The organism is Labilibaculum antarcticum (genome assembly GCF_002356295.1).
GTDB lineage: Bacteria > Bacteroidota > Bacteroidia > Bacteroidales > Marinifilaceae > Labilibaculum > Labilibaculum antarcticum.
Map to the genome: position 1 here is coordinate 197,620 of NZ_AP018042.1, position 24,822 is coordinate 222,441.

Sequence of the window (24,822 nt, forward strand, 5' to 3'; positions counted from 1 at the left end):
GTTAACAAAATTACAATTTTATTGGACATATTACTGCAATGAGGATTTGATCTTCGAATACAGATTAACACAATCAACTGCTTCTTTCACATCGTGCACCCTCAAAATGTTTACCCCTTGTTCCAATGCCATCATATTTAAAGCAGTAGTCCCATTCAAACTGGAAGAAGCATCTCCGCCTAAAAATTTATAAATCATCGATTTACGAGAAAAGCCAACTAATACGGGCAAGTCCAATTGATTAAAATTCTGAAGCTTAGCTATGATTTCATAATTGTGGTCCAATGTTTTTCCAAATCCGAATCCAGGATCAATAATAATATCTTTTGCTCCAAAATCATTTAATCTTTTAATTTGGGATCGAAAAAAACTAAGCATATCATTCATCAAATGATCGTAAATAGGGTTTTGCTGCATTGTTTGTGGGGTTCCCTTAATGTGCATCATGATGTACGGAACCTTTAGCTTGCCAATAGTATGGAACATTTTCTCATCCATAGTTCCTCCAGAAATATCATTAATAATGCAGGCACCAAATTCGGCAACAACGCTTTCAGCTACTTCTGCTCTAAAAGTATCAATAGACAAAATAGCATTTGGAAATTCTTTACGGATACAATCAACAGCAGGCATCATTCTAAGAATCTCATTTTCAGTTGAAACTTCCGCCGCTCCCGGTCGAGTAGAATAAGCTCCCAAATCAATAATTTCCGCACCATCAGAAAGAATTTGTTCCGCTCGCTTAACGATAGCTGTTTTATCAAGATAAGAACCGCCGTCATAAAATGAATCTGGAGTAAGATTCAAAATCCCCATAACCAAAGGCTTTTCAAAATTTATTACCTTATCCCCACACTTAATACACAGATTATCGCTGTTAAAACAATTTGTTTTATAATTTTGCATTACGAATTTCTTTTTGGACAAATACGGAAGCAAAAGTAAAATAAAATACCTTCGCTTAAGCTATTTCCTTACTTTTACGGAGAATATTTCTAAAATAAATTATGAATAAAACAGACCAACAATACAATTCGATTATTAAAATCTGTACGGATATCTTCACAAAAAAAATGCACGATTACGGAACTGCCTGGAGAATTCTTCGCCCAAGCTCCATAACCGATCAGATATACATTAAAGCACAACGAATAAGAAGTCTTGAAACCAAAGGCATCAGTAAAATTGAGGACAATATTCGGGATGAATTTATCGGAATTGTAAACTATTCCATTATGGGTATTATACAATTGGAACTTGGTCCTTCAGAAGATGAACTTCCTAATGAGAAAGCTCTTGAACTATACTTAAAATATTTTACAGAGGCTAAGGAATTAATGGAAGCCAAGAATCACGATTACGATGAAGCTTGGCGAAGTATGCGGGTTAGTTCGTATACCGATTTAATCTTGATGAAAATTAACCGAACCAAACAAATTGAAGATCTGCAAGGAAAAACATTAATATCAGAAGGTATTGATGCCAACTATTTCGATATGATTAATTACGCTGTTTTTGGTCTAATTAAAATTGAATTCGAGAACGCCTAATAAGATTCATCATATTATGAGAATATTACAATTCGTAAGTCGTATTTTTGTGGGGCTGATTTTTATCTTCTCCGGATTTGTAAAAGCGGTTGATCCAATGGGTTCAACCTTCAAATTCACAGATTATTTTCTGGCCTTTGGCTTGGATGGATTAAAGGAGATTGCCTTTCCTTTGGCAATTCTTTTATCTACTCTTGAATTTACGCTGGGGATGGCTTTGATATTCAACAGCAGAAAAAACATTACTGCCTGGCTTGCGCTCCTATTCATGATTTTCTTCACCCCTCTAACCTTTATTCTGGCGCTTACCAACCCGGTGACTGACTGTGGCTGTTTTGGAGACGCCTTGATTCTTAGCAATTGGGAAACCTTTGGGAAAAACATCATCATACTTGCGTTCACATTAGTGATCTTTTTCAGGAGAAAAAAAGATGATAATCAGCATCCTGTTTGGGAGCAGAACCTGCTAATTGGTTTCGCCCTTTGTATTTCCGTTTGGATCTCAAACTATTCGTATGGTCATTTGCCATTAATTGATTTCAGACCCTATCATATTGGTGCTAATATTAGTGATGGAATGAAAATTCCCGACGGAGCACCTGCCAGTGAATACCGAAGTATTCTAAAATATGAAAAAGATGGCGTGGTAAAAGAGTTCGACGAAACGAATTATCCTTGGCAGGACACAACATGGAAATATGTTGATTCTGAACAAATAAAAATAAAAGAAGGATATACTCCTCCTATTCACGATTTTTCGATTTCGAATGATATTGATGGAGATATAACCAATATGGTTTTGAACAATGAAGGATACTCATTTTTGTTGATTTCAAAAAACATTTCAGAAATTGATGATGAAACAGCAAGCAAAATAAACGACTTGGCTATTTATTCTTTGAATAACAACATTCAGTTTATTGGCTTAACATCATCGGGAAATAGAGAAATTGAAGCATTTAAATCATCACACGAACTTCCTTTTGACTTTTACAATACAGATGAAATTCAGTTAAAAACAATTATCCGGTCAAATCCGGGATTGGTTTTTATTAGAAAGGGAACTATTCTTGACAAATGGCATTTTAGAGATTTTCCTGAAGCAAAGCAACTTCAAGGCGATCTTGCAGCCTACTCTATTACAAAACATCAAACACTAAATATCATTCTATTTATTATTAGTATTACATCAACGTTGCTATTGCTTCTTGTTCTTTTCAGTCTGATTAGAATTCGATTTGCAGGGGCAAAAAACAGATTACGATTATGAGAAAGAAAATTGTTGCAGGAAACTGGAAAATGAACAATACACTTGAAGAAGGTGTTGTGTTGGCGGGACAAATCAATGATTTAGTTGAAAAAACTGAGCTTAATGGAGTCGATGTTGTAATTGGCACTCCTTTTATCCACTTAACAGAAGTAAACAAAATTGTTAGTGATAAAATTGGTGTTGCTGCACAAAACTGTGCAGACGAGGTTAGCGGAGCCTACACGGGAGAAATTTCAGCTTCGATGATTAAATCAACAGGAAGCAAATATGTTATTCTTGGTCATTCGGAACGCAGAGAATACTATGGCGAAACTAGCGAGAAGTTAGTTAAAAAAGTAGCTCTAAGTCTTGCAAACGGCCTAACTCCAATTTTCTGTTTTGGTGAAGTTCTTGGAGAACGTCAATCAGAAAAACATTTTGATGTTGTTAAAACTCAGATTGCTGAAGGATTATTCAACTTATCAGCTGAAGAATTTGGAAAAATTGTTTTGGCTTACGAACCAGTTTGGGCTATTGGAACAGGCGTAACAGCTTCCTCTGCTCAAGCACAAGAAATGCATGCATTTATCCGTAAGACTGTAGCTGCTCAATACGGTCAGGAAGTTGCAGACAATACATCTATCCTTTACGGAGGAAGCTGTAAGCCATCTAATGCGAAAGAATTATTCGAAAATGCTGATGTAGACGGAGGTTTAATTGGTGGAGCTTCTCTTAACGCTGAAGATTTCATGGGAATTATTACCGCTTTTTAATAGCGTAAACATATATGATTAAAGCCGATACAGTAGTATCGGCTTTTGTTTTTTGATAAGGATTAAATTAACTTGTACCCTCAAAATAGTAAGACCAAAACAATGGATTATATTGAACTGAAATGCCAGATTCAACCTTTCTCGGAAGAAATTGCCGAAATAGTAATTGCCGAGCTGGGAGAATTGGATTACGAGAGTTTTACACAAAATGAAGATGCTGTTGAAGCATACATACAGGCTCCTCTGTTCGATATGGATGCAGTGAACCAACTTAGTCTTAATCATTTACCCAATGCTCCTTTTAAATTGAGCTATTCGCACAAAACAATTGAATCTCAAGATTGGAATGCACTTTGGGAATCCAATTTTAGTCCCGTGATCATCTCCGATCAAGTGGTGATAAGAGCTTCTTTTCACACCGACACACCAAAAGTTCCTTACGATATTGTGATCGATCCAAAAATGTCATTTGGAACAGGACACCACTCTACAACTTCACTAATGGTTCAAACCATTCTTGAATTAAATTTAGAAGGAAAAACGGTCTTAGATATGGGATGTGGAACTAGCTTACTGGCAATTTTAGCATCAAAACGAAATGCTTCAAAAGTAGATGCTATCGACATTGACGAATGGCCTTATACAAACTCATTGGAAAACATCAAAAACAACAAGGCTGAAAACGTATCCATTTTTCTTGGTGATGCAGCTTTATTAGATGGGAAAAAATACGATGTTGTTTTGGCCAACATCAACCGAAATATCTTGCTTAATGATATGCATCATTACGTTGCATGTCTTCCTAAAAATGGCAATTTGATCATGAGTGGATTCTATACTGAAGATTTAAAGTACATTAAAGAGGAAGCTGAAAAAAACAACTTGGAATACATCAGCCATAAAGTTGATTTGAATTGGGTTGCCGTTCGCTTCACAAAAAAATAAAACAATTTACAATTGCCGGTTCTCGTAATTTCTGAAACAGAATACAGAACTGGCAATTTACTTTCCTGATCCAAGCAAATTTGTTAAATTGCCTTTGCAAAAAAATCTACACATGAAACTTCATTTACAATGAATAAGCTTCTCTTCTCTTTTATCCTGTTTTTTGGAATCGCAATTTCAAGTAATTCAGTCTTAGCGCAAAGTATAAAGTCCTTCTCTCATGACTCGATTACATTTCAAGATGAATTTTTGAAATTTATGGATCATCCAACCAAAAAGAAGGAAAGCAAAGAGTTTGAGGATCAATTTCCTGTTTTTTGGTTCTCTCCGGAAATGACCAGTGAAAAACGAAAGAATATATACGAAATCTGCGATATTTTCCTTTCAAGAAAAGCAAGATCATTTCCTGATTTTTACAACTATTTTAAAACGCTGATGTTGTTTCAACAGCAAAATCGGGATGAGAAAGATTACTCCAATTGGGAGAAGGGTTTGATTCATCAGATCAGTAATAAAAAGAATAGGTTAAGTGCTACTCATGACTTTCTAATTCAAACACAAAATTTATTACAGGATACAATCATCCATGAATCATACGCAACCAAATGGAAATGTAAGAATGCAAAATTCAAATTCTTGTTCGATAAAAAATTAAGTATTCAATTCGATCAGGCCGACCTATATTGCATCGCACAGCGCGATAGTTCATGCATTTACAATACAAGCGGAATTTATGATCCTTTCGAAAGGATTTGGACCGGAAACAAAGGAAAGGTAACATGGAAGAGAGCTGGGAAAAGCGATTCGGAAGAATTTGCAACATTCGATTCATATACTATAGATACGCAAAAAACATCTTTCCAAATTGACACGGTTAGTTACTATAACAAGGAACTTTTTGATGATAAAATTGAGGGCAGTCTCTCTGATAAAATGAACTCAGTGAATGATCCATCTTTGGCAATCTATCCTCGTTTTGAATCGTTCGAGAAGGAAATAGAAATTAAAAACCTATTCGAAAACCTTAATTACAAAGGAGGTATTGCCATTCATGGAGCTAAATTTCTGGGAAAAGGAAGTCCTGAATTACCCTCGGTTATTGAATTATCCAGACATGACACATTATTCTTAAGAGCAAGATCTGAACACTTTTCATTTCATAATAATCGTGTTGTTGGGAAAGATACCGAAATTGAAATTCTTCTTGATACTTGTCAAATCTATCACCCCGGCTTGTTATTTCAATATTTCCCAGACAAAAAAGAAGTCAATTTAATCCGCGAAGGAGAAGGAATTGCATTGAGTCCCTACTTCAACACCTATCACAATCTGATTATGGATTTTGGAATGTTGATATGGAATATGGATGAAAACCTAATGCACTTTACAAGTATGAAAGGCGCTACAAGTCGTCAGGCACACTTCGAGTCGATGAATTATTTTAGTATCAATCGATTTATGAAGATACAAGGGATGGATAAGGAGAACCCTTTGGTCTCCCTGCATAAATATGCCGACTACTCTTATGTTGAAACATTTACGGCAATGGAATACGCCAATTTCATTAAAAAACCGGTTAATCAGGTACGTCAGCAAATTATTCGCTTGTCGTTTCAAGGATTTGTAATCTACAACAGAAACACCGATGAAGTGACCTTGCAGCAACGCCTTACCGACTACATTAAATCGGGAATGGGACGACAAGATTACGATGTAATACGATTTTCAACTGAAACAGAAAATAATGAAGATGATGCGACCCTTCGTATGGGAAGTTACAATTTGGATATTAACGGTGTAAGACACATCGCTGTTAGTGATTCTCAAAATGTTGTCATCTTTCCAAAACATCAAAAAATAACACTTAAAAAGGATCGCGATTTTCAGTTCGACGGAAGAATTATGGCCGGATTACTGGATCTGTATGGAAAGGATTTTAATTTCTCGTATGAAAATTTCAAAATTGACCTTGACCTGATTGACTCCCTGCAAATAAACATCGTAAATGATTCGCTTTCAACCTACGGAAGAAGATACACAGCGCGCTTAGGAAGTGTATTGGAAAAAATAACGGGAAATTTATTAATTGATGACCCTAACAACAAGTCGGGATTGAAAAATTACGCAGAATATCCAATTTTTAATAGCTCGGACTCTTGTTTTGTATATTACGACAGCAAAAAAATTCAAGATGGGGCTTATAAAAAGGAAGCATTCTATTTCAAGGTTGATCCTTACACAATCAACAATATAAACAACTTTAAAAAGGAAGACATTTCATTAAAAGGAACTTTTGTTTCCGATAGCATATTCCCAACATTTAGAGAAACACTAAGTATTGCTGATGATAATTCTCTGGGATTTTATCACGTAACCCCTCAAAACGGCTTACCCGTTTATGGTAAAGGAACTTTTACGGATACCATTCACCTTTCCAATGCTGGCTTAATTGGTGATGGAACACTAAACTACCTTACCTCTACTACAAAATCTGAGAAATTCGTATTCAGACCGGAAATAATGACAACACAAGCGGAAAGTTTCGAGCTAAAAGAGTTGGCTTCGCATATGAACAACCCGGAAGTGAATGGCGAGAAAATTTTCGCAACATGGTATCCGTACAAAGATGAACTTTACGTGAAGAGTACTGCTCTGCCTATTGATATGTATAAAAAGTTAGCAACACTTTCCGGAACACTCAAAATAACCCCAACAGAAATTACCGGACTTGGCGACATGGAATTGGTTAATGCTGAACTCCAATCAGATTATTTTACCTACACCCCAAAAACCATTGTTGCAGATACAGCTGGTTTTAAGCTGAAAAATACAGATGCAGAAGGTTATGCCTTCGAAAGTAAAGATGTAAGAGCATATATCGACTTTAACAGCAGAACGGGACAATTTACAAGCACAACTGTAGGTAGCATTAGTGAATTCCCTTCAAACAAATACATGGCTTACATCAATAGTTTCGACTGGGAAATGGACAAACAAGAACTTCTATTCGGAAGTGAGGATGAAAGCAACTTGGCCTCATTATGGGAACAAGGTAAAATGGAAAGCTTACCAAAAACAGCTTACAATGAATTTATTTCTACCAGTATGAAACAAGATTCACTGAGCTTTATGACACCTTTAGCACGATACAGTTCCATCGATCATACTATTAAAGCAAAATATGTGATGGATTTGGCTGTTGCCGATGCTAAAATATATCCTGACAAGGGAGATGTTAACATTGAAGACGGAGGACTGATGCAAACGCTTCGGAACTCTAAAGTACTGGCAGACACGATTAATTCGTTTCACAATATTTTTAATGCAAGCATTAATATTCACAGCAAAAATTCTTATTCCGGATCGGGTAATTACAGCTATTTGGATGCAACAGAAGGTGAACAGGAACTGTTTTTTGATGTGATAGATGTAGATAGCCTCGGACAAACCATTGCCATGGGAAATCTGCCCGAAGAAAAATCGTTTAGCCTTAGTCCAGATTTTGATTACAAAGGAAAAGTGAGATTGGAAGCACGCGAAAAATCTCTTTTCTTTCAGGGACAGACCAAAATTCACAACAAATGTGAAAGCATTGGGGACAATTGGCTTGATTTCAATTCACAGATTGATCCGAAAGAGATTTATATCCCTGTTGATTTGCACGTAACAGATGACGAGAGTTTAATGCTGTACAATAGCTTTTTCTTAACGAACGATTCCATTCATATCTACTCGTCATTCCTGTCGCGCAGAATATTTTACACCGACAATGTATTATTGGAAGCCAGAGGATTCCTGACCTACAAACCTAATTTCCAGGCCTACCAGATTGCCTCAAAAGAAAAACTGCAAGATATGGACGCAAGTGGAAGTATCCTTTCTTTTTATCAGGGCAATTGCAATATGAGAGGAGAAGGACTGGTTAATCTGGGAGCCGAATTGGGACAAATAAAACAAATTTCGGCCGGAGCTATCGAGCACGATTTATCGAGTGATATTGTAACCCTTGATTTGATTTTTGGTGTTGATTTCTTTATGAATAATCAGGCCATGAAGATTATGGAAACAGCCTTTACTCAAGCCAATTTAAAACCCACAAACATCAACAAGCAGAACTACACCAGAAAACTGGCTGAAATAATGGGACGCAAAAGAGCCGAATTAGCGGTGCTTGAAATGGATGGTAACGGCACATTTAAAACCTTGCCTAATGAACTTTTACACACCATCTATTTCAACAATCTCGATTTTATTTGGGACAAAGAATCTAAGGCATATCAATCAATTGGTGAAATTGGAATAGGAAATATCAACGATAAGCAAATCAATAAAAGTATAAAAGGGAAAATAGAACTGGACAAGAAACGAAGTGGAAACCGATTAACCATGTATCTTGAAATTGATAAATCGACATGGTTCTTTTTCGAATATCACCATGGAGTGATGTTTGTAAGATCATCGAACGAGGAATTCAATACCATACTGCACGAAACCAAAGAAAAAAATCGTGAATTTAAAGATCCGTTAAAGAAAAATCCGTATTCGTATATTATTTGTCCGCGCTCTCAAAAAACAAAATTTCTGAAGCAATTTAATTTATAGATTGTGGGGTTTTCGTAGAGGCGTAGCATGCTGCGCCTCTACACTCCCATTATTCAATAATTTCCTTTACCCTACCCACCTGACCATTTTCGAGCATTACCTTAATGCCATGTGGATGCATGTGCGAATTGGTTAACAAATTTTTCACAACCCCTTCGGTCAGTTTTCCTGATCGCTGATCGGCTTTCAGCACAATTCGAACCTCAAGTCCTGGATGAATATCTGCCCTCTTTGTTCCGTCTTTCATTTCTATATTTTTAAGAATATTATTGTAAATCTCTACAGAGTAAAAGTAAAGCCTTTTTACGGATTATCAACCAAGCGGATATTTTACTGTCAGTAGGATATCGAGCATCGCACTTTTTATTGAAAAATTACTACCTCCATACTCGGACATCCCTCTTTTTACAGCAAGCTTGCCTCCCGCTGCAGGAAGCTTGCAAAAAAAACAGAGCAACTTGCCCCAAAGAGGCATGCATGCATCTGTAACAAACAAGCTTGCAATCACAATAGAGAAGCATGCCTCTTTTTACAAGTAGCTTGCTGGTTACAGAAGAAAGCTTGATGCCCATAGCAGCAAGTTGCTGTATAAAACAGGGAACAATCCTTATTCAACAGGGAAGTTTCCCTATCGGAATAGGAAAATTGCCTCTTTGGATAGGACGTTTCCTTATGCAAACAGGAAAGAGAACAAGCAAACAATGATTTTCTTAACTATGGGTTAAAATCAACACATAAAAAAACCCGGACACAAGTACCCGGGACATTCAATTGTATGCAGTTAAAGGGATATTCTCAAAAAATTATTCACTAATTACAACAGTTTTCTTTTTGCCGGGAAAACGGTTCTTTAATTCGGCACTAGCTTCTGCAGCACCTGGCTGTCCCATACTGGCAGCATTTTTCAAAACTTTATATACCGATAACGACGCGCTGTAAGCTTCACTTCCAGCCAAAGTCATTGTATCATCAATTTCGTTTGTAATGCGCTCCAGTGGCGTTAGTATTTGGCGTAATGCTTTAACACTTTCCAAATCTAATTTTGCTTCGGGCACATCAATAAAATTTGGCATAAAATCGGGATATATTCGAGCATATTCGAGCGATTTCTCGACAAATGCCAATGTTTTATCGCCCATTTTAGGCAACTCCTTTTTATCACTTGCCAATAAAGAAATCAATTTTGGCTCCAAAACTGTTTTTAAGGTAACCAATGCCTGATTTACCTGACTTTGCTCTTCAGGTGTTAATATAAATGAAATTTTATTCTCCATATTTGTCATTTAAAATGTTTGTTTATATTACCCTTAATAATTTACTTATGTAATTTATTAAAACATTTCACAGAACACAACAAAATGTGTTTATTTATATTATGTATTAATTACAAACACACATCACAACCCTATTGTTTCTACTGCAGATACTTATGAGACAAATACGAACCACCCCATAATCGATAAAAAGATAACTACGGTTAATCTGGCAGGAATTAGTTGAACATTTAAACGAAACCGCCCATACATCAACAATTAAATTATGAGGTTAAGTAAAAAAGCAATATATTCATGATAAATTAATTGGTATATTCTTAGTTAAATTGTACAGTATATCATCAGACAACTATTATAAGAACAGTTTTTTAACAAACAACCGAAAAGAATGAAGGTCTCTAATCAGCAAGTCGTTAAAGCCAGATTCTCAAACAATGGTCATATTTCATTCTCTTATACTAAACTCAGTTTTCAAAAGAATTTTTTTAGTTTTTCAGTACCTATTATTCTTATTCCCATTTTAATCATTTCAAACTCTTTAAATCTGTACAGTGCATACAGAGATGAATCAAATTATGAGATGATTTTTTTCATATCCATCCTCATAATTAGTTTTGCACTAACCATTCTTACAATATATAAATACAAGGAAGCTAAAACAATGGATGGCAAGGAGTTTACTTTCCGGGAAATAAAAACGGTTCGCATTCGGGAATCGAAAAAAAATGCGAAATTAGCTTTCGAATTTACAAATGGATTAAAGCATAAAATGTCGATTACAAAAGACGATGCCTATTCCGATTTCTTCAAAAACATGAGTTATGCCAACGTAAAAATTTCAACAAACAAAAGTTAGCAAATCAAAACAAACTAATTCTTACAAGTAAGGAAAGTAAGGAAAACCTTTGCATAAGCCAACAATAGATAGCTATGGAAACAAAAAAATGCTTAATTTTATCTGTATAGATAAATATTCCAAAGTCCATCATCATATGCCAAAATATCAGTTCCTTAACAGAGATTTAAGTTGGTTATCCTTCAATAAAAGAGTCTTACAAGAGGCTTCAAACACATCACTGCCATTATACGAGAGAATCAAATTTTTAGCAATCTATTCTTCAAACCTCGATGAATTCTATCGGGTGCGCCTGGGGACCTACAAACGCTTTACCGAATTACCAGACGAAGACAAGGATATTCTGCGAGAGAATCCTGATGCTATATTGAAAAACATCAACGCTGAAGTTGATCGTCAGCAAAATGAATTTGGGAACATTTTTACGCAGCAAATTATTCCTGCGTTGGAAGAGGAAAATATTGTTCTACTGCGAGATCAGGCCTTATGCGAAGAGCATCATCAGTTCGTAAAAGATTTTTTTCTTGATAATTTGTTGCCTCATGTTCAGCCCATCCTGTTACTGAAAAAGCAGATTCAGCCTTTTCTTCAAAATAACGTGATTTATATTGCGGTTAAGTTGTTTAAAAAAAACAAAAAAGAAGAGGAAGAAGGAGCTCCAAAGGCTCGTCGTTCCCGATACGCGATTATAAAAGTTCCAAGTCATCGTTTCCCTCGCTTTATAGAATTACCTGCGAAAGATGACAAGCATTTCATCATGTTTCTCGACGACATTATTAAATTGCGGATGAAGCTATTGTTTCCTGGCTACAAGATAGATTCCAGCTACAGCTTTAAGCTTAGCCGCGATGCCGATTTACTGATTGAAGATGAATATTCAGGCGATTTAATTAAAATGATCGCGAACAGTTTAAAAAAACGGGAAACTGGCACTCCTTCACGCTTTTTATATGATGCAGAAATCCCAAAAGACTTTCTTAAATTTCTAAAAGATTCGTTTAATCTGTTAAACAATGACATGGTTAAAGGAGCCCGATATCATAATTTTCAGGATTTCTTCGGTTTTCCAAATCCAAAATATCCTGAACTAGAGCAAGAATTGTTTCATCCCTTAAAGGTGGATGAATTGCATGCTAATAAATCAGTTTTTAAAACCATTCGACTAAAAGATCAAATTCTTCATTTCCCTTATCAGTCGTACGAATATGTAATTCGCTTTTTAAACGAAGCTGCCGTAGATCCTAAAGTTGAAGAAATTAAAGCGACTCAATATCGGGTTGCCGATAATTCGGCCGTTGTAAATGCATTAATTAATGCTGCATTAAACGGTAAAAAAGTGACCGTATTTGTTGAAGTTAAGGCGCGTTTCGATGAAGAAGCCAATTTGAGATCGGCAAGTGAAATGAGAAAAGCCGGAGTAAAGATTATTGACAGTATTCCCGGACTAAAAGTTCACGCCAAACTAGCTTTGGTATTGCGTAAAGGCGATAAAAAGGATTATGCTTTTTTAAGCACCGGTAATTTTAATGAGAACACAGCCAAAATTTATTCTGACCATGGCTTACTAACTTCCGATGAAGTAATTATTACCGAGTTGAAACAACTATTCGATTATCTTGAAAATCAAACGGAGGGATATGAATTTAGAAAACTTTTGGTGGGTAGATTTAATCTAAGAAGAAGCCTGATTGAATTAATTGATCAGGAAATTCAGAATGTGAAAAATGGGCAGAAAGGCTATATTATTCTTAAAATGAATGGCCTTCAGGAACGCGATATGATTACCAAATTATACGAAGCCAGCGAAAAAGGAGTGAAAATCGACCTTATTATTCGTGGAATTTGTTGTCTGAAACCAAACAAAACCTACGCAAAAAACATTCGGATTATTCGTATTGTTGATCAATTCCTAGAGCATGGAAGAATCTTCTACTTTCACAATTTAGGAGAAAAACTCCTGTACCTGTCTTCGGCCGATTGGATGAATCGAAATATACACCGACGAATTGAATGTGCCTTTCCAATTCAGGATAAAAAAATAAAAAAAGAGATTATTGATATTTTGAACATCCAACTTCAGGATAATGTTAGTGCCCGACTTTTAGATGGAAAATTTAATAATTTACCCATTCCAATCAATGGGAAAACAAAGAAAATTCAATCACAAAAGGAAATTTTCGCCTACTTAAACAAAAAGGGAATTTTAAGCAAATCAAGAAAAACCCGATCCGCAAAAGATTCCGTATAAAACTTGAAATAATTACTCCTAAAGCCACAAACCCAATGAAACGACTGATTCTTGTTAGACACGCTAAAACAGAAGTTATTAGATACGATATTTCGGACTATCAACGTAGTTTGGTTGACAGAGGAATAAATGATTCAAAACTAATTGCAAACAAGCTATTTTTAAAGGATATAATTCCAGACTTGATTATTTCTAGTCCCGCCAACAGGGCTATTGAAACTACTTTACTGTTTGCCAATGTATTGCAATACCCAATCGATAAAATTGAGCAAAACGATGATTTGTACGATGGTTTCACCACCCATGAATTTTTAGACTTACTCAACCAATTGGGAAAACAGAATGATACCATTATGGTGGTTGGACACAATCCTAGCATTGAATATTTGGCCTTTAACCTTACCGAAGAGTTTTATAACGCGGTACCAACCTGTACAGTAATTGGCATCGATTTTCATGTTGATAAATGGGCTGACATTGAAGTAAGAACAGGAAAATTGGCTTTATACGAGTACCCTAAGAAGTATAAGGAGGCGAAGTAGGTGGGGATATTTAAAAAATGATTATTACAATAACACTGTGATTCACTTTTTCAAAATACTTACATCAATATTATTAATAGCTTCTTCAAATAAGAAATTATTTTTCAAAATTACCTTGATAATTTAATGCATCTCGATACCTTGACCAATAAGGATTTTCGACATTTATGAATGATAGTATTGTTAGTTATAATATTAAATGTAAGTAAGCTCCTGAAGGAGCTTATGGGTTAGTATTCTCTTTTGTCAAGAAAAATGAGAAATTCTATTTTGCCGGAATGTTCACAATACCATAAACAAATAGGTAAATACTTCAATTACTGTTTCCCAAAAATGATCTTTCCCTGATTATCCAAAATTAATTTGCCATCAACTGATTCTTGTGATTGCGGATCTTTAAAGCCTTTAATCAGAGGCGTTTTTCCTTGAGTGGCTAACGACTTTATTTGGGCTTCGCTCAACTTTTTCTCCATAAAAACAAAAGGGACAATAAACTTACATCCGTTTCGGTAATTGGAACAACCATAGGCAGCATTCCCTTTAAGGAGTGTCCCTGTCTTACAAACCGGACAAGTCCATACGTCAGCTTCCTCGGCAATGAATTCGATACTAAAATCAGGTGCAAATGCCAGTTGACCATTTTGCTTTTTCCCTCCAATTTCGAATCCCTTAATTTTGGGAGTTATTTTTTTCAACACCAATCCCTCAACTTGCTTATCGGTTAACTTTTTCCCTTCAAATTCAAAGGGAATTCGAATTTTACATCCATTTCCCCAATTGGAGCATCCCCAAGCATTTTTGCCTTTTAAAATCTTCCCTTCTCCACATTTAGGACAAGTTAATTCCTTCTTGGCAGCAGGCTGTGCTTTAGCCTGAGACTTTTTCTTTTCTTTTTCCTTCTCCTCATCAATCACTTCAATTTGACTGATGTTTTTCCTCGATTTTACATCCCAAACAATTCCTACAACCATATTTTTAAGTTCGGCCATAAACTGGTTTACTTCGTAGTTACCCAACTCAATTTCCCGAAGTTTCTTTTCCCATTGTCCGGTAAGCTCTGCCGATTTCAACAAATCATTCTGTATGGTATCAATTAACTGAATACCTGTAATTGTTGCCTCAAGTCGTTTCTTTTCCCTTTTAATGTACTTCCTTTTAAACAATGTCTCAATAATATTGGCTCGAGTCGAAGGACGACCAATTCCATTCTCCTTCATTAATTCCCGTAACTCATCATCATCGACTTGTTTTCCTGCAGTTTCCATAGCTCGCAACAATGTTGCCTCTGAATAATGTTTGGGTGCTTGGGTCTGTTTTTCTGCCAAATCGGGAACATGTTCTCCACTCTCCCCTTTCACAAAAGAAGGAAGAAGAACACCGTCGCCAATGTTACCGTCTTTAGCATATAAAACACGCCAACCCGGATCCAAAATCTGTTTCCCTGTTGCTTTAAAATCGATGGTGGTCACCTTTCCCAATACGGTTGTGTTGCTCACTTTACAATCCGGATAGAATACCGAAATAAACCTTCGGGTTACTATGTCATAAACCTGCTTTTCGTCGTACGACAATCCCGCAGGGGCAACACCAGTAGGAATAATAGCATGGTGATCCGTCACCTTCTTATCATCAAAAACCTTCTTTGATTTTTTAATTTTAGCCTTTAAAAGAGGTTCGGTAAATTCACTAAATGATTTTAGTTTTTGAAGTATTCCGGGTATCTTTTTATACAAATCATCCGTAAGGTAAGTGGTATCAACCCTAGGATATGTAGTTAATTTCTTCTCATACAAACTTTGAATCATGCGCAGCGTATCCTCGGCCGAAAGGCCCAATTTCCGGTTACAATCCACCTGTAAAGAGGTTAAATCATATAATCTTGGCGGTTGTTCAACCCCACTCTTTTTCTCAACCGAAACAATTTCGAATGGCTCCGATTTAATTTTATCCAGAAAATCAACTCCTTGCTCCTTTCGATCGAATCGACCATGAGTTGCAGCAAAGCTTACCTCACGATAAATAGTTTTTAGTTCCCAATAAGTTTGAGGGATAAAATTATCAATCTCCTTTTGACGATTTACAATTAAAGCCAAAGTTGGTGTTTGTACTCTTCCAATGGAAAGTACAGATTTACCATTGGCATATTTAAGTGTATAAAGTCGTGTTGCGTTAATTCCCAAAAGCCAATCACCAATTGATCTTGAAGATCCTGCAGCATATAATTTATCAAACTCCTTGCTATCCCGTAAATTATTAAATCCCTCGCGAATAGCCTCTTCTGTTAGAGATGATATCCAAAGTCTTTTAACCGGCACCTTGCATTTGGCTTTGTGTAGAACCCATCGTTGAATCACTTCCCCTTCGATACCCGCATCACCACAATTAATTACCTCTGTAGCGTTGGAAATTAATTTTGCTAGCGTATCAAACTGTTTTTGAACCCCTTTATTAGGTATTACACGAATACCGAAACGCGCAGGAATGATTGGCAAGTCATTCAAGTGCCAATACTTCCAATTTAGATCGTACTCATGAGGTTCCTTTAAACCACACAAATGGCCAAAAGTCCATGAAACTTGATAACCATTTCCTTCAAAATATCCATCTCGTTTACTTTTTGCGCCTAATATTAGGGCAATTTCACGTGCAACACTTGGTTTCTCAGCTATACAAACTATCATGCGTACTATTCCTGTTTAAATGCAAAAAATTCTCGGCAATCATTCAGTTCGTAATTGAAATATCTATTCATGAACCGAACAATACTTTCTATAAAAATATAGTTTTATTAATTTCTATCATTATTCATCCACTTTTCAACCATCATGGACAAATCAATTTTCGAAACTGGTTTTAAAAGAAAATCGTTCATTCCTGCTTCCGCAGATCTCACTTGATCATCGGAAAAAGCATTAGCCGTCATCGCAATAATTGGTCTTTTAAATCCATTTTTTCGAAGTTCCTGAGTTGCTTGATATCCATCTACAATAGGCATTTGCAAATCCATGAACACCATCAGAACAGAATCTTTATTTTGCCTGTAAAAATCCAGAGCTTCCCTGCCATTTTTCACCCATGCAGTAGGAATATTCTCCAACTCCAGTAGACGTGATATAATTTTACCATTTACAAAATCGTCTTCTACCAACAGTATTCTACCGGTACCACACTCAGGCTTTTCTTCGTCCATTATTTTGCTTTTTTTTTCAATGTAAATATGTATTGTTTTATCCGATTATCATATTAAATCATTAAAACAAATATTTAAATTCAATCGAAACAATATTATCTTCTATTGAATGGCTAAAATTAGCAGTAATTACCATTAATTTATAAGGCGCGAACCAAAATCCGCCACCATAACCATGGTGCCACTTATTAGAGTTCTCATTTTCAAGCCATACACGCCCAAAATCATTAAAACCTAAAATTCCTACATCTCCCCTCAGAAAATAAGATTTAAAACGAGTCAAACGAAGTCTTAAATCTGTATTTTGAAAAACAATATCATCACCTGCAAATCGATCTTGACGATAGCCTCTTAAATTTGATTTTAAACCTAATTTATTAGCTTGATAAAATGAATAACCACTGCTATTATGCGCAGCACCCGCACGTATTGCCAAAATGGTTCTTTGCGGCCTGCCAAAACTAAAATACATTCTCAAATCAGTCTCTAACTTATGAAAATCCTGATCATTTTCTTCTACTCCCTTGTAGTATTTCCAGCTCGATGACCAATAGATTCCCCTCGCAGGAGTAACTAAATTATCACGTGAATCCCATAAATAATTTGCACTAAGACCAACATATCTTCTGGTGTTAAAATCGGTTAACGGATTCAGATTATTATTTGGATTGGTAAAATCAGTAATAAACCTATTTGGTGTAGCTTTTAACTCCAATTTCTGATAAAATGAACCAATTGCTATGCTATGCTTATCTCCTAAATATCTTCTAAATCGTGGGTGAATTACAAACTGTCCCATTCGTATCCTATTATAAGCATCATCATCAGTTTGAAGATTTCCAGTTTCATTCCCCAAACCATAAAAATACCCTTGGAAATTGGGTGTATTATAATGAATATCTGTTAAAAAGTCAGTTTTTCGAAACACCTGTTTAAACTCACCGGAATACTTTAACTCAACCGATGGATAAGCGAATGCATAATTCACAAGAACTTTATGGAGTGATCCGTATGGTTCTTTTTTAAAACCTTGAGTTTTAACAATTACTCCAGCACCTAGAATCAGACCATCGTCACTTACAAAATTAAGGTTTGCATTAGGACTTACCACATCATATTTAAATGATTTTCTGCTGTAAGTATTCACCTCAGAGCTTTTCCCAAATCTCTTACGATAAGCTCCATTTCCTTTTACTTTAGTTTTTCTTTTATCGTAAATAACCAAATTTTGCTTTTCAGTATTGTCAATATCAAACTTATCTTTTCCTTTACCCCCAACAATTCGGATCTTTATACCATTATCGTTCTTGCCATTCACCTCAAACCTATCTTTTCCATCCAATCCAAAAATCCGGACCTCCTTGGTTTCATTCTTAGTAAAGGTTCTTCGATAAAAACGGTCCTTCTGATTCCCTTTTTTACTAAGCTCATAACCAGCAATCTCTAATTGGCCATTTCCCATCCAGTTGATTTCAAAAAGTTCACTGTCATTCGTACCAACAACATCAACTTCTTTAGCCAGAAAATCATAAAATTTAATTGCCAAAGCTGGCAATTGATCTCTTCTTGCCTTTAATTTTTTTATGATCTCAAGGCCCGAAATTTCAAACACTTCCTTTGGCAAACCTTTAACCGATTCTATAATAACATCGTCGCTTAATTTTCCCTTTAGCTCCTCCGCCATTTCAATCCAATCCTCTTTTTCTTTAGACTGCACAAAATTCCGGTCGAAATAACGAGAATTAAAACCTAAACCATCAACATTTTCGACAATTGAGTCGAAGGATTGGAACTTTGGCATTGCCCATTTTCTTCTAATTAACCAGGGAATTGCCCCATCGCTAAAGAAAAAAGCCTGATCACGATCTCTTGGGATTGGCCTTGCAATAGTTTTGCCATCTTTTTTAAAGGTAGCCCACCTCCACTGATCATCATGCCGATCCCAGTCATTTAAAAAAATATCGAATAAACGGGCACGCAATACAGCCGTTTCATCAATTTGAAGGTCTGAATTTTTGAATCTCTTTTTTAGCAGCTTATCTGTTCCTAAAACATCCTCGGAATTCCCAAAATTATCCATATCAGATACATCGTCGTTGGGACGCTCCTCGAAAAGGAACAGTTCATTCTTAAAGCCATTCTGATAGATACCAAAACGAGGATCATCGGGTACATAAACGATTTTTGGATTGGTGTGATAAACTCCGACAGCCTTTGCCATTTTAGGAATAGCTAATGCCGCATACGGATGCGATTCAGAAATTCCATCTTGAACAATATTTGCAACAAAACTACCTTCTAATCCCGATGGAATCGCTTTCGAGGTATATTTTTCAACCGATCTCAAGACATATTGCTTTCCATCTTTGGCTTTTAATCGTAAAGAACGGGTTTGTTGTCCTCCTCCTCTTTTCATTATTTTTAGCCCTCCTTTTTCAGTTGCAATATCAAAAACGGGAACTGTTATAGGAGTAGCCCAATCTTTTCGATAATTCTGACCTAGCATCTTCGTTTTTAATTTGCTATCAGTTTCATAAAACGTACTTGCGGCAACCGATATGGTACTATCCGAAAAATCAATCTCTTTGTACTTACTGATCAAATCCTCTTCCGAAGGAATATCCTTAGTATAAAGCTTTTCCCGAAATGCTAAATGCGGCTCTCCCTTTCCATCTATTCCTACCGCCCAAAACTCCAACCAAACTTCATCATTTGAGTAAAAGTTTATTTTTGAGAATCCGACTTCCCGAATGGCAACATCCATTTTCTTTTGCGACACATAATCACTCTTACTTCCTGAACCGGAAACAACAAAAAACGATCCGTCTTTTTTGGCAAACTGCAAACTGTTATCATGGGCCGAAACGGTAATTATTCCTTCGTGTCCCCGCCCCACCTGTCGAGCCATGTAGCGCATTTGTTTGTAAAAAGGATATGCAAAATCCTGAGATGTTCCGAAAAATTTTCGATACAATTCCACTGGCCCGGGAAAGGCAAAATTTCCACCATGTTTTCCTGCGCTGTATATAGGATGATGGGTGGCAAATACAATTTTCTTATTTTTATTCCTCTTTATGGCGTCATTTAATAAGATTAAAAAATCATCATTACTTTCCAGATCACACTCCGCCTCGGGTCTATCTCCCAAGTGAAGCCACCATTGGGAATCGACTATCAGTAAAACCACTTCATTCGTTAAGTCAATCTCAACAGGACCAGGACAACCACCCGAAGGAAGAAAAACATCTCCCCGGTCTAAATAATCCTCTACAAACGTTTCAATATTCATAAGAGCTTCCCATCCTTGTTGTTTCCCTTGATTCCATTCTTTATCCCCAGGAACAAAAATTAATTCTCCCTTAAAATCTCTTATCGAATTTAACAGCTTAACCAAACCAGGATCATCTGCGTCAACATCTTCTATTTCCTCTTTCGAGTATTCCTTTGATATTGTATTTCCCAAAAAAACCAAAGTTCCTTTCTTCCCTACCTGATCCATTTGGCTTTTCAGCATTTCAATATTTGAATCAACAATTGCCGACTCGCCCACATCACCCATAAAAAAAATAGAATGATCGAGCATTGAGGAATCGGGAGCTTCCGGAAAATTATTATTTTGAGCAAGGGCAGTGTTAACAGTAAATAACACACATATATACAGCAATATCTTTCTCATTATTTTGCACTATTTTTTTGACAAATCGACTTTTGGAATTTACTATTGATTATAATTAAACCTACAAATAGTAGCAACACTGCCTTTCCCTTCATTAGAGATAAACATTGTTCCATCAGGAGTAAAACAAATTCCTTCGGGCTGTCTGAACATACTTCGCCTTAATTTCACAACCGCAAGCATTTCTCCTTCCGGGCTAAGCACAATTAACAATTTACCTACCGAACCAATCACATACAAATTATTGGTAATAGGATGCATTGCCACTCCCGATGGTTGAAAGGTAACATCACCTTCTGATGGATTAATACTTTCCAATAAGGTAATCGCAAAATTTGTATATCCATTAAAATCCAAAATTTCCCGAATTCGTTCCTGATCAACTAAAAAAGCAGGGAAATCAGACAATATATTGGAATCAAGAGAATATTTATAGATTGCTCTTTTCCCTTCAAACTTTTCATCGATACCAGGATTGCCCTTACAGGCAATAAGAAGACTATTGCTTTTTGAATCATAACCTAAACCTTCCGTATTGTTTCCAGCATTAAGTTGTGTGTTGTTTTTTACGGATAAAATATCTTCATCCCTCATGTGATCAACCGCAAAAACATTCCCATCGGAACGTAATACAAAAACCTGATCACCAACAACCTCCACCCCTTCATAATCACCGGACCTATCAAACTTATACTTTTTAGTTATTTCTTTTTTCTTTAAACTGAACTTGTAGATTGTCCCTTTCTCATCGTTAACACACAGCAAGCTATGATCATTAAAATACGACAAACCAGAAATCTCCCTTAATTCATTTTTTAACATAAACTCTTCGTCTGCTTCGCTTATCAAATATGGAAATTTATAGGTGTCGTCTAATTCATATATCAATTTCGAATTGGCAGACTTTTGCTGACAGGATTCAAAAAAAACAAGAAAACTTATAAGAGTAAAGGAAAAAATCAAAAATTGCCTCATTATAATAAGAGTAGCTTTGGGTTTTAATTTAGGAAGTTAAAATTACATAAATAAGGCTCAATTCCCAACAAAAAAGAGGGAACTACAGGATTATTCAGAAAATTTCAAATCGATTTCCGCTTTAATGACTATATTTATTCATTACAATTTTATTTTGTCTATATCAGAAAAAAAAAGAAGAGAAATGAATATCATCCATGAAGCGGAAACATTTGTTACTAACTTAATAGAAAGCACCCACCAACCTATATTCACCTATCACAACTTAAAACACACTCAAAATGTAGTTAAACAGGCAAAAAAAATAGGATTAGAAACGGGATTATCTCCCAATGAAATGGAAAACCTAATAATTGCTGCTTGGTTTCATGATACCGGTTACTATGAAAACTTTGCCAAACATGAAGAAATAAGTGCGACATACGCCAGAAAATTTCTTGAAGAACATAATTATCCAGAAGAAAAAATCAATCAAATAACCAATGCTATTGCTCATACAAAGATGCCTCATCTTTTGTGTGATGAAAAAATATGTAACGTGCTTTGTGATGCAGATTTGCATCACCTATCGTCTAAGAATTACATGAAAACCTCGGAAAAACTTAGAGAAGAAAGAAGTGGCATTCTTCAACACGAAGTACCTCCAAAATTGTATTGGGAAGAAACTTTACGGTTTTTAAAAGAGCATCACTATCAGACGACTTACGGCAAAAAAACTCTTGCTAAAAAGAAAGAAGAAAATTATCAAAAAGTAGTAGAAAAGGTAGGTACCTACCAAACTAAAGAAATTAAAAAACTAACCGATATGGTTAGTAAATTGGAACAGCAAAACATCAAGCTAAAAACTCCACAACGTGGTATCGAAACCATGTTTAAGGTAACATCAAGAAATCAAATTAACCTGAGCTCCATAGCTGATAAAAAAGCCAATTTAATGATTTCCGTAAATTCGATCATCATCTCAGCGATCTTCTTTATTTTCAAAAACATAATGGACGTTCCTCATTTCATTATCCCTTGCATTATCCTATTAATTGTTTGTCTATTTACAATTACCTACTCCGTATTGGCAACCAGGCCGATTGTTACATCAGGAACATTCTCGCAAGAAGATATTAAAAAGAAGAAGGTGAATTTGATGTTTTTCGGAAATTTTCATAAAATGGATCTTGCAGATTATTCAAGTGCATTAAAAGGCATGATGTCTGATTACGATGATTTATATGATAGTTTAATAAAAGATCAATTTTTCCTAGGAAAGGTTTTAGGTCGAAAATATCGTTTCCTACGAATATCTTATACCATATTTATGTTTGGTCTAATATTCTCGGTATTAACATTTATTCTTGCGGCAATCTATCAACCTATGATTTGGTAAATTTTTCTTTCAAAATAATCCCTCAAAAGAAATACATCGACTAACTTTGTGACATCATGTTTTTCTTACTGATGAAAGCTTATGAACTTATTTTACACACCAGATATTCAAAATAAATTTTATCAACTGGATGAAATTGAATCGAAACATTGCGTTAGAGTACTTCGACTAAAAGAAGAAGATATTATTCATCTGATTGATGGTAAAGGCACACTTTACAAAGCAAAAATAATTGACGCTCATCCTAAAAGGTGTACTGTTGAATGTTTTGAGACCAAAACGGAATTCGGGAAACTGAATTACAAGTTACACATTGCTCTGGCACCCACAAAAAACATGGATAGGACAGAGTGGTTTATGGAAAAATGCACTGAAATTGGCATTCATGAATTCACTCCCCTTTTATGTCAGCACTCCGAAAGAAAAGTTGTAAAACAGGAACGTTTATTCAAAGTTATTACCTCAGCGGTTAAGCAATCGCTTAAAGCTTATCACCCTATACTTAATGAACAAACAAAATTTTCTGATTTGGTAACTGCACCCTACGATGGAGAAAAATACATTGCTCATTGCAATAAAGGTGAAAAAACGCATCTAAAAAATCTTTACAAGGCAGAGCAAAATGCGTTAATATTAATTGGACCCGAAGGAGATTTTAGTATTGAAGAAGTAAATCTGGCTAAAGAAAATGGGTTTCAAGAAATTACTTTAGGAGAAAGCCGTTTAAGAACAGAAACTGCTGGAATTGTTGCTTGTAATATCATTAGTTTAGAAAATCAATAAATTTTTCATGAGTAAAATAATTCATATCGCATTTTTTTTGCTCATTAGTTTGTGTTCATTTTCACAAAATACTACTGTTCGAATTGGTTTATTAAAATACAATGGCGGAGGCGATTGGTACGCGAATCCTGGATCTCTTCCCAATCTTATCAAATTTTGTAATCGTAATAATATTGCAAGCATCCACAAAGATGCCAATATAGTAGAAGTAGGAAGTCCTGAGTTATTCTCCTATCCCATTGTTCACCTAACCGGACACGGTAATATCGTTTTGGATAACCAGGAAGTTGCGAATTTAAGAAAATACCTTGAAAATGGTGGCTTTCTGCATGTTGACGACAATTATGGCTTAAATGCTTATTTCAGGAGAGAAATAAAAAAGGTATTCCCCAATGAAGAGCTGGTTGAATTGCCTTACTCCCATCCAATTTATCATCAGGTTTACGAATTCCCAACGGGACTTCCGAAAATACATGAACATGACGGGAAAGCACCTCAAGGCTTCGGCATTTTTTACAAAGGAAGATTGGTTTGTTTTTACACATATGAAACAGACTTAGGAGATGGCTGGGAAGATCCTTCTGTTCATAACGATACAGAAATCAATCATCAAAAGGCTCTAAAAATGGGCGCAAACATCATTTCTTACTCCTTTAGTAATTAGAATTATTCTTAATTACCCAATTACCTAACAATAAACTAATCTTCATCCACCAACAACTTGAATCTTTCTTAACAAAATGATACCTTATAGTGATATTACATTGTAATCAATCACTTA

General features: G+C 35.7%; 18 protein-coding genes. 11 read left to right on the forward strand and 7 right to left on the reverse strand.

All coding sequences use genetic code 11. The features are described 5' to 3' along the window. Window positions 1–30: 30 nt before the first annotated feature. Complete coding sequence (gene folP, locus ALGA_RS00700) at window positions 31–906, reverse strand: dihydropteroate synthase (protein WP_096427470.1); 876 nt, start codon at window positions 904–906, stop codon at window positions 31–33. Between the two features lie 101 nt (window positions 907–1,007). On the opposite strand from folP, the gene ALGA_RS00705 reads away from it, so the two are divergent. The 5 genes from ALGA_RS00705 (at window position 1,008) to ALGA_RS00725 (ending at window position 9,119) form a co-directional block, all read left to right on the forward strand. After that, entirely contained in the window at window positions 1,008–1,550 is a 543-nt protein-coding gene (locus ALGA_RS00705) for a DUF1599 domain-containing protein (RefSeq protein ID WP_096427471.1), read from the forward strand. 16 nt (window positions 1,551–1,566) lie between these two features. Continuing rightward, complete coding sequence (locus tag ALGA_RS00710; RefSeq protein ID WP_096427472.1) at window positions 1,567–2,820, forward strand: BT_3928 family protein; 1,254 nt, start codon at window positions 1,567–1,569, stop codon at window positions 2,818–2,820. Continuing rightward, window positions 2,817–3,572: a triose-phosphate isomerase gene (tpiA, locus tag ALGA_RS00715; protein WP_096427473.1), complete on the forward strand. Its 756-nt coding sequence runs from the start codon at window positions 2,817–2,819 to the stop codon at window positions 3,570–3,572. Before ALGA_RS00710 ends, tpiA begins: the two co-directional genes overlap by 4 nt. Window positions 3,573–3,674: 102 nt before the next feature. Then, entirely contained in the window at window positions 3,675–4,517 is an 843-nt protein-coding gene (gene prmA / locus ALGA_RS00720) for a 50S ribosomal protein L11 methyltransferase (RefSeq protein WP_096427474.1), read from the forward strand. Window positions 4,518–4,646: 129 nt separating this feature from the next. Further along, window positions 4,647–9,119 (forward strand): hypothetical protein, encoded by a 4,473-nt coding sequence (locus ALGA_RS00725; RefSeq protein WP_096427475.1) that lies wholly within the window; start codon window positions 4,647–4,649, stop codon window positions 9,117–9,119. Between the two features lie 49 nt (window positions 9,120–9,168). Here the strand turns inward: ALGA_RS00725 and ALGA_RS00730 are convergent, their stop codons facing one another. Beyond that, window positions 9,169–9,366 (reverse strand): YwbE family protein, encoded by a 198-nt coding sequence (locus ALGA_RS00730; RefSeq protein ID WP_096427476.1) that lies wholly within the window; start codon window positions 9,364–9,366, stop codon window positions 9,169–9,171. Between the two features lie 556 nt (window positions 9,367–9,922). Next, on the reverse strand, window positions 9,923–10,393 hold the full coding sequence (locus ALGA_RS00740) for a hypothetical protein (RefSeq protein WP_145957553.1): 471 nt from the start codon (window positions 10,391–10,393) through the stop codon (window positions 9,923–9,925). A gap of 388 nt (window positions 10,394–10,781) precedes the next feature. On the opposite strand from ALGA_RS00740, the gene ALGA_RS00745 reads away from it, so the two are divergent. The 3 genes from ALGA_RS00745 to ALGA_RS00755 all read left to right on the forward strand — a co-directional run bounded on the left by ALGA_RS00745 (window position 10,782) and on the right by ALGA_RS00755 (window position 14,039). Next, on the forward strand, window positions 10,782–11,249 hold the full coding sequence (locus tag ALGA_RS00745; RefSeq protein WP_096427479.1) for a hypothetical protein: 468 nt from the start codon (window positions 10,782–10,784) through the stop codon (window positions 11,247–11,249). A gap of 136 nt (window positions 11,250–11,385) precedes the next feature. Continuing rightward, window positions 11,386–13,497 (forward strand): polyphosphate kinase 1, encoded by a 2,112-nt coding sequence (gene ppk1 / locus ALGA_RS00750; protein ID WP_096427480.1) that lies wholly within the window; start codon window positions 11,386–11,388, stop codon window positions 13,495–13,497. Window positions 13,498–13,532: 35 nt separating this feature from the next. Further along, on the forward strand, window positions 13,533–14,039 hold the full coding sequence (locus ALGA_RS00755) for a SixA phosphatase family protein (RefSeq protein WP_096427481.1): 507 nt from the start codon (window positions 13,533–13,535) through the stop codon (window positions 14,037–14,039). Between the two features lie 317 nt (window positions 14,040–14,356). On the opposite strand, the gene ALGA_RS00760 is transcribed toward ALGA_RS00755, so the two are convergent. The 4 genes from ALGA_RS00760 to ALGA_RS00775 all read right to left on the reverse strand — a co-directional run bounded on the left by ALGA_RS00760 (window position 14,357) and on the right by ALGA_RS00775 (window position 21,754). Then, window positions 14,357–16,720: a type IA DNA topoisomerase gene (locus tag ALGA_RS00760; RefSeq protein ID WP_096427482.1), complete on the reverse strand. Its 2,364-nt coding sequence runs from the start codon at window positions 16,718–16,720 to the stop codon at window positions 14,357–14,359. A gap of 107 nt (window positions 16,721–16,827) precedes the next feature. Continuing rightward, on the reverse strand, window positions 16,828–17,229 hold the full coding sequence (locus tag ALGA_RS00765; RefSeq protein WP_096427483.1) for a response regulator: 402 nt from the start codon (window positions 17,227–17,229) through the stop codon (window positions 16,828–16,830). Between the two features lie 61 nt (window positions 17,230–17,290). Continuing rightward, window positions 17,291–20,905, reverse strand: a complete 3,615-nt coding sequence (locus tag ALGA_RS00770) for a BamA/TamA family outer membrane protein (protein WP_096427484.1) — start codon at window positions 20,903–20,905, stop codon at window positions 17,291–17,293. Window positions 20,906–20,947: 42 nt separating this feature from the next. Beyond that, on the reverse strand, window positions 20,948–21,754 hold the full coding sequence (locus tag ALGA_RS00775; protein ID WP_162845356.1) for an SdiA-regulated domain-containing protein: 807 nt from the start codon (window positions 21,752–21,754) through the stop codon (window positions 20,948–20,950). A 310-nt stretch (window positions 21,755–22,064) separates the two neighbouring features. Between ALGA_RS00775 and ALGA_RS00780 the strand changes: the two genes are divergently transcribed. From ALGA_RS00780 to ALGA_RS00790, 3 genes are all read left to right on the forward strand, one after another. Further along, the gene (locus tag ALGA_RS00780) at window positions 22,065–23,258 is read left to right on the forward strand and encodes a Pycsar system effector family protein (RefSeq protein ID WP_162845357.1); all 1,194 of its coding nucleotides are present in this window, start codon (window positions 22,065–22,067) and stop codon (window positions 23,256–23,258) included. An 81-nt stretch (window positions 23,259–23,339) separates the two neighbouring features. Continuing rightward, entirely contained in the window at window positions 23,340–24,041 is a 702-nt protein-coding gene (locus ALGA_RS00785; protein WP_096427487.1) for a 16S rRNA (uracil(1498)-N(3))-methyltransferase, read from the forward strand. Window positions 24,042–24,048: 7 nt separating this feature from the next. Continuing rightward, a complete protein-coding gene (locus tag ALGA_RS00790) occupies window positions 24,049–24,705 on the forward strand; it encodes a DUF4159 domain-containing protein (protein ID WP_096427488.1) in 657 nt (218 codons plus the stop codon). The last annotated feature ends 117 nt before the right edge of the window (window positions 24,706–24,822 follow it).

Excerpts from the sequence above, each read along its gene's own strand:
- folP (WP_096427470.1), bottom strand. The coding sequence starts at position 906 with ATGCAAAATTATAAAACAAATTGTTTTAACAGCGATAATCTGTGTATT.
- ALGA_RS00705 (WP_096427471.1), top strand. The coding sequence starts at position 1,008 with ATGAATAAAACAGACCAACAATACAATTCGATTATTAAAATCTGTACG.
- ALGA_RS00710 (WP_096427472.1), top strand. The coding sequence starts at position 1,567 with ATGAGAATATTACAATTCGTAAGTCGTATTTTTGTGGGGCTGATTTTT.
- tpiA (WP_096427473.1), top strand. The coding sequence starts at position 2,817 with ATGAGAAAGAAAATTGTTGCAGGAAACTGGAAAATGAACAATACACTT.
- prmA (WP_096427474.1), top strand. The coding sequence starts at position 3,675 with ATGGATTATATTGAACTGAAATGCCAGATTCAACCTTTCTCGGAAGAA.
- ALGA_RS00725 (WP_096427475.1), top strand. The coding sequence starts at position 4,647 with ATGAATAAGCTTCTCTTCTCTTTTATCCTGTTTTTTGGAATCGCAATT.
- ALGA_RS00730 (WP_096427476.1), bottom strand. The coding sequence starts at position 9,366 with ATGAAAGACGGAACAAAGAGGGCAGATATTCATCCAGGACTTGAGGTT.
- ALGA_RS00740 (WP_145957553.1), bottom strand. The coding sequence starts at position 10,393 with ATGGAGAATAAAATTTCATTTATATTAACACCTGAAGAGCAAAGTCAG.
- ALGA_RS00745 (WP_096427479.1), top strand. The coding sequence starts at position 10,782 with ATGAAGGTCTCTAATCAGCAAGTCGTTAAAGCCAGATTCTCAAACAAT.
- ppk1 (WP_096427480.1), top strand. The coding sequence starts at position 11,386 with ATGCCAAAATATCAGTTCCTTAACAGAGATTTAAGTTGGTTATCCTTC.
- ALGA_RS00755 (WP_096427481.1), top strand. The coding sequence starts at position 13,533 with ATGAAACGACTGATTCTTGTTAGACACGCTAAAACAGAAGTTATTAGA.
- ALGA_RS00760 (WP_096427482.1), bottom strand. The coding sequence starts at position 16,720 with ATGATAGTTTGTATAGCTGAGAAACCAAGTGTTGCACGTGAAATTGCC.
- ALGA_RS00765 (WP_096427483.1), bottom strand. The coding sequence starts at position 17,229 with ATGGACGAAGAAAAGCCTGAGTGTGGTACCGGTAGAATACTGTTGGTA.
- ALGA_RS00770 (WP_096427484.1), bottom strand. The coding sequence starts at position 20,905 with ATGAGAAAGATATTGCTGTATATATGTGTGTTATTTACTGTTAACACT.
- ALGA_RS00780 (WP_162845357.1), top strand. The coding sequence starts at position 22,065 with ATGAATATCATCCATGAAGCGGAAACATTTGTTACTAACTTAATAGAA.
- ALGA_RS00785 (WP_096427487.1), top strand. The coding sequence starts at position 23,340 with ATGAACTTATTTTACACACCAGATATTCAAAATAAATTTTATCAACTG.
- ALGA_RS00790 (WP_096427488.1), top strand. The coding sequence starts at position 24,049 with ATGAGTAAAATAATTCATATCGCATTTTTTTTGCTCATTAGTTTGTGT.